At 60.8% G+C, this 12054-nt stretch carries 12 protein-coding genes and 1 pseudogene; 11 read left to right on the forward strand and 2 right to left on the reverse strand.

The window, feature by feature from the left end; translation table 11 throughout:
- Positions 1 to 5 precede the first annotated feature (5 nt).
- Positions 6 to 1262 carry an aromatic ring-hydroxylating oxygenase subunit alpha gene (locus Q4481_RS22100; protein ID WP_304378586.1) on the reverse strand — a complete coding sequence of 419 codons (1257 nt, stop codon included), beginning with the start codon at positions 1260 to 1262 and terminating at the stop codon, positions 6 to 8.
- Positions 1263 to 1635: 373 nt separating this feature from the next.
- Between Q4481_RS22100 and Q4481_RS22105 the strand changes: the two genes are divergently transcribed.
- From Q4481_RS22105 to Q4481_RS22145, 9 genes and pseudogenes are all read left to right on the forward strand, one after another.
- On the forward strand, positions 1636 to 2769 hold the full coding sequence (locus Q4481_RS22105; protein ID WP_304378587.1) for an ABC transporter substrate-binding protein: 1134 nt from the start codon (positions 1636 to 1638) through the stop codon (positions 2767 to 2769).
- Positions 2770 to 2828: 59 nt separating this feature from the next.
- Positions 2829 to 3701: a branched-chain amino acid ABC transporter permease gene (locus Q4481_RS22110; RefSeq protein ID WP_304378588.1), complete on the forward strand. Its 873-nt coding sequence runs from the start codon at positions 2829 to 2831 to the stop codon at positions 3699 to 3701.
- Positions 3702 to 3703: 2 nt separating this feature from the next.
- A complete protein-coding gene (locus Q4481_RS22115) occupies positions 3704 to 4660 on the forward strand; it encodes a branched-chain amino acid ABC transporter permease (protein ID WP_304378656.1) in 957 nt (318 codons plus the stop codon).
- On the forward strand, positions 4657 to 5442 hold the full coding sequence (locus tag Q4481_RS22120; RefSeq protein ID WP_304378589.1) for an ABC transporter ATP-binding protein: 786 nt from the start codon (positions 4657 to 4659) through the stop codon (positions 5440 to 5442). Before Q4481_RS22115 ends, Q4481_RS22120 begins: the two co-directional genes overlap by 4 nt.
- Positions 5429 to 6130, forward strand: coding sequence for an ABC transporter ATP-binding protein (locus tag Q4481_RS22125; RefSeq protein WP_304378590.1), 702 nt, complete (start codon positions 5429 to 5431; stop codon positions 6128 to 6130). The genes Q4481_RS22120 and Q4481_RS22125 overlap by 14 nt, the downstream gene beginning before the upstream one ends.
- Position 6131: 1 nt before the next feature.
- Complete coding sequence (locus tag Q4481_RS22130) at positions 6132 to 8087, forward strand: 3-hydroxyacyl-CoA dehydrogenase NAD-binding domain-containing protein (RefSeq protein WP_304378591.1); 1956 nt, start codon at positions 6132 to 6134, stop codon at positions 8085 to 8087.
- Between the two features lies 1 nt (position 8088).
- Positions 8089 to 8874, forward strand: a complete 786-nt coding sequence (gene paaG / locus Q4481_RS22135; RefSeq protein ID WP_304378592.1) for a 2-(1,2-epoxy-1,2-dihydrophenyl)acetyl-CoA isomerase PaaG — start codon at positions 8089 to 8091, stop codon at positions 8872 to 8874.
- Positions 8871 to 9311 (forward strand): hydroxyphenylacetyl-CoA thioesterase PaaI, encoded by a 441-nt coding sequence (gene paaI, locus Q4481_RS22140; RefSeq protein WP_304378593.1) that lies wholly within the window; start codon positions 8871 to 8873, stop codon positions 9309 to 9311. Before paaG ends, paaI begins: the two co-directional genes overlap by 4 nt.
- Before the next feature lie 59 nt (positions 9312 to 9370).
- Positions 9371 to 9577, forward strand: a pseudogene (locus Q4481_RS22145) (DDE-type integrase/transposase/recombinase); the annotation flags it as partial.
- A 92-nt stretch (positions 9578 to 9669) separates the two neighbouring features.
- Here Q4481_RS22145 and Q4481_RS24620 read toward each other — a convergent pair.
- On the reverse strand, positions 9670 to 9864 hold the full coding sequence (locus Q4481_RS24620; protein WP_354542331.1) for an EAL domain-containing protein: 195 nt from the start codon (positions 9862 to 9864) through the stop codon (positions 9670 to 9672).
- 384 nt (positions 9865 to 10248) lie between these two features.
- Between Q4481_RS24620 and Q4481_RS22150 the strand changes: the two genes are divergently transcribed.
- Both Q4481_RS22150 and Q4481_RS22155 read left to right on the forward strand, forming a co-directional pair.
- The gene (locus tag Q4481_RS22150; protein WP_304378594.1) at positions 10249 to 10728 is read left to right on the forward strand and encodes a TRAP transporter small permease; all 480 of its coding nucleotides are present in this window, start codon (positions 10249 to 10251) and stop codon (positions 10726 to 10728) included.
- 1 nt (position 10729) lies between these two features.
- The gene (locus Q4481_RS22155; RefSeq protein ID WP_304378595.1) at positions 10730 to 12031 is read left to right on the forward strand and encodes a TRAP transporter large permease; all 1302 of its coding nucleotides are present in this window, start codon (positions 10730 to 10732) and stop codon (positions 12029 to 12031) included.
- Positions 12032 to 12054: the final 23 nt, after the last annotated feature.

Raw genomic sequence — 12054 nt, forward strand, 5'->3', positions numbered from 1 at the left:
TGGTATCACTCCGACATCAGTTTGAGATAGTGGCGCCAGATGCCGCGCTGCGGCGTCTCGTCGGTCGAATGGGCGATGCGGTAGCCGTTTTCATCCAGGCGCTCGCGATGCTCGCCTCGGCTCAGAAGCAGCCATTCCGGATCGCGGATGGCGGCGCCACGATGGTTGCGCTCATACATTTCAGTATCGTCGGCAAGCAGGAAGCCGGCTGGCCCCACCGAGCCCATGGTCTGCTGGCGCAGGCGCCGGTTCATGTCGGGCGCATCCTTGAACTGGATCGCGGTTACATGCTGGATGGTTTCGTCCACGGCTGTCGGCTGCAGCACGAACATCTGGATTTCGGCGATGAACAGGTTGGGGAAGATCATGATATGTGGGGAACCGTCGATCATGATCTGGCGGGCACGTTCGTCGCCATAGGCCTCATTCATGGCTTTCACATAACCCGGCAGACGCGCTTCGTTGGTGCCGAACCATTCGAGCGGCTTGTCGATCCGGCGCCATTCGGGACGCAGATCGAACTCGGTATGGCCGTTGCCATAATCGCGGGTCAGCGCGGTCGAATCCGGGCCATAGAGATTGGCAATGCCGCTGTCGGTAACCTGGAAGATCGAGCCATGCACGAAACCCGGATGATAGCCGTCGGTTTCGTTCTCCAGCATGAATTTCCAGTTGGCCTTGGTGCGATGCTGCAGGAAGCCGGCCGTCAGTTCGAGTTCGCCGGTCGGCGAATTGTCGAGCAGCTGGTCGAGCGATGCCTTGGCGCCGCCGAGATGCTCCTCGAGGCTCGGGCCTTCATGGGCAAAGGAGCCGAAGATGAAGCCGCGATAGATCGCGACGCGCGGCACCTTGCCGAGGCCCAGCCCCTTCTTCTCCGTGCCGACATAGCCATCCGGCAGGGCAAAGCCCATGAGATCGCCGGTATTGGAGAAGGTCCAGGCGTGATAGGGACAGGTGAAGCTCGTGCGGTTGCCGCCCTGATAGGCGCAAAGCTGGTTGCCACGATGCGGACATTTGTTGAGCAGCAGCCGGATTTCACCATCCTTGTCGCGCACCATCAGGATCGGCGTCGGGCCGATCGATTTGACGACATAGTCGTTCTTGTTCGGGATCTCGCTCGTATGCCCGACATAGACCCAGGTGCGGTACCAGATCTTCTCCAGCTCCTCCTGAAAGATCGCCTCGTCATAATAGACGCGGCTATGGACCCGGTTGGGCTCGATCAACGCATTGTAATCGATGCTCTCTTCTGTGGACGACAAGGTGCTCCTCCTTCTCCAGTAAGTCTGAAATTACTCGACCGATCGTTCTATTTATTGAGGTGGATTTGGCGGATGTCAAGAGCGGTCCAGCGCCGAAATCGCGATGCGGATTAAACGATGGATGGCAAAAAAATGAGAGATACAGGCGAAATAGCGATGAAAACGCTTCGAAAATGTTGATTTTTCGAGGTTTCCGTCCCGGACTGCAATCATGGTGGGCTGCTTGAAGTTTTTTGTAGATTCGCAAGAAAAAGCATTATATAGAACGATCGATCTGTTTATTAATGGATCGGGGAGGGGTTGTGATCAGGCTGCGCCGTGAAGGTGCAGGACTGTCCGGCCATACGGAAATTCAGGATCTTCGGAGGAGACCATGAAAACAGGAATGACTTGCCTTGCCGCGCTTATGGCAATGACCGGTGCCGCTGCTGCCGATATCAAGATCGGCGCCACGCTTTCAGAAACAGGCCCGGCCGGCGCTCTGGGAGATCCGCAGGCGAAAACCCTCAAGCTGCTGATCGAGGAGATCAATGCCGCCGGCGGCATCAATGGCGAGAAGATATCGCTCGTGGTCTATGACGATGGCGGTGACCCCAACAAGGCCCGCACCTTCGCCACCCGGCTCGTCGAGGAAGACGAAGTCAACGCCATCATCGGCGGCACGACGTCCGGCACCTCGATGGCGATCATTCCGGTGGTCGAGGAAGCGGAGATCCCCTTCATTTCGCTTGCCGGCGCCATCGAGATCATCGATCCGGTCAAGCATTGGGTGTTCAAGACGCCGCATACCGACCGTATGGCCTGCGCCAAGATTTTCGAAGACATGAAGAAGCGCGGCATCACCAAGATCGGCATGATCTCGTCAACCGACGGTTTCGGCTCCTCGATGCGCAAGCAATGTCTCGGCATCGTCAATGAGTATGGTATCGAGGTTCTGGCGGACGAGAATTACGGCCCGCAGGATGCTGACATGACGCCGCAGCTGACCAACATTCGCGGCAAGGACAGCGTCCAGGCCATTCTCAATCCGGGTTTCGGCCAGGGTGCCGCGGTCGTCACGCGCAATGTCGTCCAGCTCGGCATCAAGATCCCGCTCTATGAATCGCATGGTGTCGCATCGCAGGGCTATATCGATCTTGCCGGCCCGGAGGCGAGCGAAGGTGTGCGCCTTCCCGGAACGGCGCTTCTGGTTGGTGACCTGCTAAGCGATTCCGATCCGCAGAAGCCGGTCGTTGCCGCCTACAAGGCGCTGTTTGAAGGCGCGACCGGCGCTCCGGTCGGCACTTTTGGTGGCTATGCCCATGATGCCGTGCGCATTCTTGCCGATGCCATCAAACGGGCAGGCTCGGCTGAGCCGAAGGCGATCCGCGATGCGATTGAAACCACCAAGGGGCTGGTCGGGACCACCGGCACGGTGACGATGTCGCCGCAGGACCATCTCGGTTTCGACCTCTCGGCCTTCAAGATGCTCGAGATCCGCAAGGGCCACTGGACCATCGTCGAGTGAACCGGCTTGGCCGGGCTTGAGCCCGGCCTTCCCATCACGAAGCAGGAGCTCGGAACCTGATGCCTGAACTGATGCAGTTCATACTTTCAGGGGTGACGGTCGGCGCGGTCTATGCGCTGGTGGCCCTTGGTTTTACCATCATCTACAATGCCTCGGACGTGGTGAACTTCGCGCAGGGCGAGTTCGTCATGCTGGGTGGCATGGTGACGGTATTTCTTCACGATGCCGGTCAACCGCTGCCGCTGGCAGCCCTGATCGCGATCGTCGCCGTTGCCTTGACCGGCATCATTCTCAACAAGCTGGCGATCGAACCTGCCCGCAAGGCGCCGGTCGTGTCGCTGATCATCATCACCATCGGCGCCTCCATCTTCATTCGTGGCGTCACGCAGAATGTGTTCGACAAGCAGCTGCATCGCTTCCCGGCCTTCTCCGGTGATCAGCCGATCATCGTTTTCGGTGCGACCATCCTGCCCCAGAGCCTCTGGGTGATAGCGGGTGCGGTGCTGGTCTTTACGGCGCTCTGGCTGTTCTTCACCCGGACCTTGACCGGCAAGGCGGTGCTGGCGACATCCAACAACAGGCTCGCCGCCCAACTGGTCGGCATCAACACCAACTGGGTGATGGCCCTGTCTTTCGCGCTATCGGCGGCAATCGGCGCGCTTGCGGGCATTCTGATGACGCCGATCACCATGACGGGCTATGACATCGGCATCGCTCTTGCCCTCAAGGGTTTCGCCGCCGCCATGCTCGGGGGCATGGGCAATCCCAAGGGGGCGCTTGTCGGCGGCCTTCTGCTGGGCATTTTCGAAGCGCTTTCGGCCGGTTTCATCTCCAGTCAGTACAAGGATGCCGTCGCCTTCATCGTCATTCTCGCGGTCTTGTTCATGATGCCGCAGGGCCTGTTCGGCCGGACATTCACGGATCGCGTCTGATGATGAAACTCGGAACCAAACACACGACGCTGCTGTTTCTGATCCTGCTGGTCGTCGCCGCACCGTTCTTCTTCCCGTCCGCCTATTATTTCCGTATCGGCTCGCTGGTCTTCGTCAACGGGCTCGCGGTCACCGGCATCGTCATTCTGACCGGTTATGCCGGCCAGATCAGCCTTGGACATGCCGGTTTCGTCGGGATCGGTGCCTATGCCTGTGCACTGGCGCCGGCCTATCTCGGCTTGCATCCGGCCCTGGCTGTGCTGCTGGGAGCAGCGCTTTCGGCGATCATCGCCTATCTGGTCGGACGCCCGATCCTGCGGCTCAAGGGCTATTATCTGGCCGTGGCTAGCCTCGGCTTCGGCATTCTCGTAGCGATGGTGCTGACCAACGAACGCGAATTCACCAAGGGTCCGGACGGGATCGAGGTGCCGGATCTCGGCATTCGCGCCCTCGTCAAGGCGGCGGGTCTTGACCTGTCCAACAGCGAACTCTGGTACATCCTGTCGGGCCTCTGCATGATCCTGGGCGCCTGGCTGGCGCTCAATCTCTATGACAGTCCCACCGGCCGCGCCTTGCGGGCGCTGCATGGGTCGGAAGTGGCCGCACGCACCGTCGGCGTCGATATCGCCAGATACAAGCTGCAGGCCTTTGTCATTTCAGCCGTCTATGCCTCGGTCTCCGGTTCGCTGATCGCGCTGCAGAACAAGTTCGTGACGCCGGAAGTGGCCGGCTACATGCATTCGATCGAACTCGTGACGATGGCTGTCCTCGGCGGTGCCGGATCGGTGCTTGGCGCAATCTTCGGCGCGGCGATCCTGACCCTCTTGCCGCAGGCGTTGACCATTTTTGCCGAGTACGAGCAGATCATGCTGGGTCTGATCATGATGCTGGTGATGATCTATATGCGCGAAGGCCTGTTGCCCTCGCTGGCGCGACTGGTCCGGGGGAGGGGAGAATGAGCCTCTTGAGCATCGAAGGCCTCGGAATTGCCTTCGGCGGCCTGCGCGCCGTGGATGATGTTTCCTTTTCGATCGAGAAGGGTGAAATCGTATCGGTGATCGGACCCAACGGCGCGGGCAAGACCACACTCTTCAACATGATTTCGGGCGTCTACCGGCCGAAATCGGGGCGGGTCATGCTGGATGGGACCGATGTGACGGCGCTCAGCCCGCATCTTCTTGCCCGACGTGGCATGTCGCGCACCTTCCAGAACCTACAGATCTTCCAGGCGATGACGGTGCAGGAGAATGTGATTGCCGGCTTTCATCTCAAGGAAAGCGGTTCGCTGATCGCCGATCTTCTCGCATTGCCGTCGTCGCGACGGCGTGCCCGCATGGCCGCCCAGGAGGCCCTCGCATTGCTGGATCGGGTCGGGCTGGCGCGGGCGGCGAGCCAGGAAGCGGCGAGCCTCTCCTATGGCGCGCTGAAGCGGCTCGAGATCGCGCGGGCGCTTGCGCTCAACCCGAAAGTGTTGCTGCTCGATGAACCGGCTGCTGGCTGCAATGCCGTGGAAACCGAGGAGATCGACCACCTGATCGCCGAAGTCGCCAAAAGCGGCGTCGCCATTCTGCTCGTCGAGCACGACATGAAGATGGTGATGCGCATCTCCAACCATGTCGTCGTGCTCGACCATGGCGTGAAGATCGCCGAGGGTGACCCTGCCTCCGTCGGCAAGAACCCGAAAGTGATTGCCGCCTATCTCGGCAAACAGGCTGCGGAGGATGCCCATGCTGACAGTTGAAGGTCTCAGATCGCGCTACGGCCGCATCGAGGTTCTGCATGGCGTGGACCTGACGGTCCATTCCGGCGAAATCGTCACCGTTGTCGGCGCCAACGGTGCGGGCAAGACAACGCTGCTGCGCTGTCTTTCCGGCGTGCAGCCGGTTTCTGCCGGCGCCATCACCTTCCGCGGCGAAGCGCTCGACAGGGTGCCCGCCTATAAACGGATCGGTCGGGGTCTGGCGCAATCGCCGGAAGGAAGACAGATCTTCACCAACCTTTCGGTCGAGGAAAATCTTCGTCTCGGTGCCTTCCTGTTTCGCGATGAGCGTGTCGCCTCCGATATGGACGATGCCTTCGCAATGTTCCCGATCCTCAGGGAAAAGCGGAACCTGGTGGCCGGCGGTCTTTCAGGCGGTCAATTGCAGATGCTGGCGATCGCCCGCGCCCTGATGGGGCGTCCATCCTGCCTGCTGCTCGACGAACCATCGATGGGTCTGGCACCCATTCTGGTCGCCCAGATCTTCGATGTCGTGCGCAATTTGAAGGCGCTCGGGGTGACCGTCCTGCTCGTCGAGCAGAATGCCTATGGCGCGCTTTCGATTGCCGACCGGGGCTATGTCATGGAAACCGGCCGGATTGCCATGGAAGGGCCGGCGGCCGAACTGATTGCCGATCCGAAGATCCGCGAAGCCTATCTGGGAATTTGAAATGATCGTGACTGTTGAAATTGATGGTGGCGTAGCCGTCGTCACCATCGATCATCCGCCGGTGAACGCCCTGTCGCAGGCCCTGCGGCAGGCGTTGATCGAAACGGCGGAGGCGCTTGATGCCGATCCGGCCGTCGAGGCCGTGGTGCTGATCTGCGCCGGCAGAACCTTCATCGCCGGGGCCGATCTCGGTGAATTCGGCAAACCGACGCTGGCGCCGCATCTGCCGGATGTCATTGCCCGCATCGAAGGTGCAAGACTGCCGTGGGTGGCGGCGATCCATGGATCCGCGCTCGGAGGTGGCCTCGAAGTCGCACTCGGCTGCCACTATCGCATCGCAATGCCGGGGGCGAAACTGGGGCTGCCGGAAGTCAATCTCGGCCTCATCCCGGGCGCCGGTGGCACCGTGCGGCTGCCAAGGCTGATCGGCTTCGAAGCCGCCGTCGATATGGTCACCTCCGGCAAGCCGGTCGGTGCCGGCAAGGCCAACGCGCTCGGCCTCGTCGATCTTTTGGTGGACGGGGCAGATCTGCGCCAGGCCGCGATTGCGTTTGCCCGCGACATCGCCACAAAGCCGTTACCGCCACTTAGCCGTGACCGGGTTGCTGCGTCTCCGTCAGAAGCGTTCTGGAAAGAACAGGCACAGGAACTCGGCCGACGCTATCGCGGGCAGGAGGCGCCGGTCCGGGCGCTCGCCAGCCTCCGGAACGCTGCCGAGACAGACTTCGAGAGCGCGATGCGTCATGAACGGGCAACTTTTCTCGCGTTGCGGGATTCGGCCGAAGCAACAGCGCTGCGCCATGTTTTCCTGGCCGAACGGGCGGCACCCCGTCCGCAGTCGCTCGAAGGCGTGCGCCCATTGCCTATCCGGAAGACGGCTGTCATCGGTGGCGGCACCATGGGAACGGGGATTGCGGCGGCACTTCTCGATGCCGGACTGCCGGTGGTGCTGATCGAGCGGGATCAGGCTGCGCTCGACCATGGTCTGGCGACCTTGCGCAATCTCTACCGGACCAATGTCGAGCGCGGTCGTTTGACGGAATCCGAGGCCGAAGCGCGTCTGGCACAGTTGGATGGATCGACCGACTATGACGTTCTTTCCGATGTCGATCTCGCCATCGAGGCGGTGTTCGAAAAACTGGACGTCAAGCGCGCGGTCTTCACGAAGCTGCAGGCGGCCTGCCGCAAGGATGCCATTCTGGCGACCAATACGTCCTATCTCGATCCTGCTGCGATCGCAAAAGGGCTGGAACGGCCGGAACGCTTTCTCGGACTGCATTTCTTCAGCCCCGCCAATGTCATGAAGCTGCTGGAGATCGTGCCGACCAGAGCGACGTCGGCGGACGTCCTGGCGACTGCTTTCGCACTGGCCCGACAATTGGGGAAAGTGCCGGTTCAGGCGGGCATCTGCGACGGCTTCATCGGCAATCGCATTCTGAAACGCTATCGTGCCGGTGCCGAGGCCCTGTTGCTGGAGGGGGTGTCGATCGAAGCGGTCGATGCGGCGATGCGGAGCTTCGGCTTTGCCATGGGCCCGTTCGAGGCGCAGGACCTTGGAGGGCTCGACATCGCCTTCCTGCAGCGTGAAGCCGCGCGGGCGAATGGCCAGGCGATTGCCGAAACGCTGTGCGACCGGTTGGTGCGAGCCGGCCGCAAGGGGCGCAAGACCGGTGCCGGCTGGTACGACTATCCCGATGGTAGCAGTAAGCCGCAGGTTTCATCCACCGTTGGCGAAATCCTCGCGCTTCCCGCCGGTTCCCGGAACGCGATTTCTCACCACCAGATTGCTGCGCGCCTCCTCGATGCGATGGCGGAGGAAGGGCGCGCGATCCTGGAAGAACAGATTGCGGGCTCTGCTGCCGATATCGATCTCGTGCTCATCCATGGCTATGGCTTTCCGCGCTGGCGCGGCGGGCCGATGCATTATGCCGAAACAAACGGCGGGAAGGGTAGCTGAGATGGACACGGTTCTTTCCGAATTTTCCGATGGCCTGCTCCGGCTCACCCTCAATCGGCCTGAAAAGCTCAATGCCTTCAATGAGGAGATGCATCTGGCCTTGCGAGCCGGCCTCGAGCGGGCTGGGAGCGATCCGTCGGTTCGGGCGGTTCTGCTGACCGGGGCCGGGTGCGGCTTTTCGGCCGGACAGGACCTTTCCGCCCGCGATCCGCGCAACCGAACCTCCGCACCCGACCTCGGTCATTCGCTCGAGACCTTCTACAATCCGACATTGCGATTGATGCGTCGTCTCGAAAAGCCGATCGTCTGTGCCGTCAACGGCGTTGCGGCCGGGGCCGGTGCCAATCTGGCGCTGGCATGTGACATTGTACTTGCGGCAGAATCGGCAAAATTTATCCAGTCCTTCGTCCGTCTCGGACTGATCCCCGATGCGGGTGGCAGCTGGACGCTGGCACGACGTCTGGGTGAACCGCGTGCCAAGGCGCTTGCCATGCTGGGCGAGCCACTCGATGCAAGCACGGCTGCAGCCTGGGGTCTGATCTGGCGGGCGGTTCCGGATGGTGAACTCGCTTCAGAAGCCGAAGCGCTGGCGCGGAAACTGGCATCCGGTCCAACCCAGGGTCTTGGCCTCACCAAGCGGGCAATCCATGCGGCCAGCGACAATGGCTTTGAAGGCCAGCTCGATCTCGAACGCGACTTGCAGAGGCAAGCCGGCCTCACCGCCGACTATTCCGAAGGCGTGATGGCGTTTCTTGAAAAACGCAAACCGGAGTTTCAGGGCCGATGACCATTTCCGAACAGGAAGTTGCCGAGATCTGCGTTCGGACGATGCTGGCGTCTGATCAGGCGGCCCACAATCTCGGCCTCACGGTCGATCAGGTCGCAGCCGGCCATGTGATCGTCTCGATGCTGGTGACCGAGAACTTGCTGAACGGTCTCGGCACCTGCCATGGCGGTCATATTTTTACGCTGGCGGATTGTGCTTTCGCCTTTGCCTGCAACAGCCGCAACCAGATGACGGTCGGCCAGCATTGTTCGATCACCTATGTGAACCCCGCCCGGCGAAATGACCGGCTCATCGCCGTGGCAAAAGAAATTTCCCAGCAAGGCCGGTCGGGGCTCTACGACGTCCGCATCGCCAATCAGGATGGCCTGGTGGTTGCGGAATTTCGCGGACATTCGCGAGCGGTTGGTGGCCAGTTTGTAGACATGGAGCAGGTTTGACAGGCCTATCGCAGATTTCCGTGGTTGCCGAACTGTTGACCTTCGGTGAGGAAATTGCCGCTCCGGTGATCGAAAAGCGGCTTCGCCAGTTCCGCAGACCCTCCTGCGGCTCGGTCCGCATCGACGAGACCTAGGTCAAGATCCGCGGCAAGTGGCGCAACTTGTACCGCACCACCGACATGTACGGAAACCCGATCAAAGTCCTGCTAGCCGCATGGCGCGATCTCGAAGCGGCTAATCGGTTCCTACGCAAGTTTCTGAAGGACGGGCAATTCTGTGCCGGGTTGTTATGCAGCTTCGGCATTTGCCGACAGCCGGCTAACCAAAAGCATAGTTTCCAGCTACGAACCTTCTTCTGTCATACTGCAAGTCGAAGCCGACGCTTTGCCGGGTCGGATGGAAGTAAAGGACCGATCCGGTCCGCAGACACGGGCTCCCCAAGAAGGAAGCCCTGGATCATGTCGCAATCGAGGTCCTTCAGGATCTCCAGTTGCTGGCGACGCTCGATCCCTTCGGCAACAACATTGTGACCAAGGCTGTGAGCCATGCTGATTGTGTGCCGCGATAGCGGCTTCGTTCAATCCCATTTCCACTACTTGCGGCAATCCGTCCACACTGCCTAGCGACTCTACGAGTTCATCCCGGAGTGACTCTTTTTGATTTCCCAGCCGCAGAAAGAGCTGAACCGGCTGGAAGTGGTTTAAAAGATCAAGGGTCGAAGGTTGAAAGAAAATAATAGCGCATTGATCTGCCGCAAGCCAAGTGTCCGACTGGCGGACACATTGTTGCGAAAGCTCCCCTCCTGCGATCTGGTTGGGATAGAGACGGCCCCACCAAAACATCGTGCAGCTGGGAGGAACAGGCGCATGAGCCGAGAACACTTTTGTAAAACGGTCCAAACTGACCATTCCGCCTTACCCTTTCGGGAGGCTGCGTGATGTCCGTCCAGCCCAAATCCCTCACGTCGCGCGCGTTGCTTGGCGCTTCTGCCGCCTGCTTCCTATTCGGTGCCGGTGCGACCGTCGTTGACGTCGTTCTGCGTGCGACAGCCGGCCTCAATCTCCCCGGGGCGATCGAGCTGACCTCGTTTGCCATCGGGCTCGGCGCGCTCCTGTCGATGCCGGTCTGCTATACGACCCATACGCATGTCACGGCCAAGCTCGTATCCGAACTGTCGCCGGGACGGTTTGCACGGTTCCTCGGTCAGTTCGGCGCTTTGATGTCTGTCGTCTTCGCAGGCATGCTGCTCTGGATCCTTCTAGACAATACAGCGTCCAAGCTGGGTTCGCCCGAAACCTCGCCGGATCTGGGCTTGCCTGTTTCCGTCACGCTTGGCGTGGTGACGCTGGCGCTGGCTGCCAGCTTCATCGCTGCCCTGATCGGTTTCCGATCCATTCTTCGCGACCGGGGGATTTGAGATGAGCGGTATTGTTCTCGGCGGTATCGGCTTCGTTTTCGCGATTGCCTTCATTCTGCTCGAAGTCCCGGTCGCGGTGGCGCTTGGCCTCGTCGGACTGGTGGGCACCGGCCTGATCATCGGCGTGCAGGGCGCGGTTACCATGGGGGCCACCACGGTCTGGGGCAGTCTCACCAACTATACGCTCACCATGTTGCCGCTGTTCGTGCTGATGGGCAATCTCGCGGCCCATAGCGGTCTTTCGGCACGGCTGTACCGGTCGATGTCGGTGCTGATCGGCCATCGACGCGGCGGGCTGGCGCTGGCGACCATCGGGGCCTCGGCCGGTTTCGGCATGATCTCGGGCTCGTCGCTTGCCACCACGGCCACAATGGCGCGCATCGCCTTGCCGGAAATGAAGCTTGCCGGCTATTCGGCGCCGCTTTCGGCGGGTTCGGTGGCGGCGGGCGGTACGCTGGGCATTCTCATTCCGCCGTCGACGGTTCTTGTTATCTATGCCTTCATTGCCGAACAATCGATCAAGTCGCTTCTTCTGGCGACTGCTGGTCCGATCGTTGTGGCGATCTCGCTCTATTGCCTCGCTGTCTGGCTGCCGATCCGTCTGGGCTGGGCGAATGCGCCGCAGCGCGGCCGCGCCGACAATGCTGAACGGCTTGAGGCCATTCGCGAACTGGTGCCGCCTGTCGGCATCTTCGCCCTCATCATGGGCGGCCTCTATTCCGGTCTCTTTACAGCCAATGAAACGGCGGCGATCGGTGCAACGGTCGTCCTGCTCTACGGTGTCGTCTCGCGCAGGCTTTCGCTGAACGGTTTTGCCCGCGCCGCCATGGATACGGCCCTGACTTGCGGTGCGCTCTATCTAGTTCTGGTGGCTGCCAACATCTTCAACTTCTTCCTCGCGCTCTCGGGACTGCCGTTCTCGCTGACCGCGATGTTCTCCGACATCCTTGCCTATCCGCTGCTCGTCATCCTGCTGATGCTGGCCATCTATCTGGTGCTCGGCACCCTGATGGATAGTCTCGCGATGCTGCTTCTGACGGTGCCGCTGTTCGTGCCGATCGCCCAGGCTGCCAATATCGACCTGATCTGGTTTGGCATCTTCGCAGTCATGGTGGTGGAAATGGGGCTGATCACGCCACCGGTGGGCATGAACCTGTTCGTCATCAAGAGCACCAATCCGGAAATCCAAATGATGGATCTCTGGCGCGGCGTCACCCCCTTCGTCGTCGCCGATCTGGTGCGCGTCTTCATCATCATCGCGGTGCCGTCGATCGTCACCTGGCTTCCATACAACGCTTTCTGATCAATCGGGCATCCAAGGGAGGA

Origin of the sequence: Fluviirhizobium alvei (assembly GCF_030551875.1) — a bacterium.
Taxonomy (GTDB): domain Bacteria; phylum Pseudomonadota; class Alphaproteobacteria; order Rhizobiales; family Rhizobiaceae; genus Rhizobium_E; species Rhizobium_E alvei.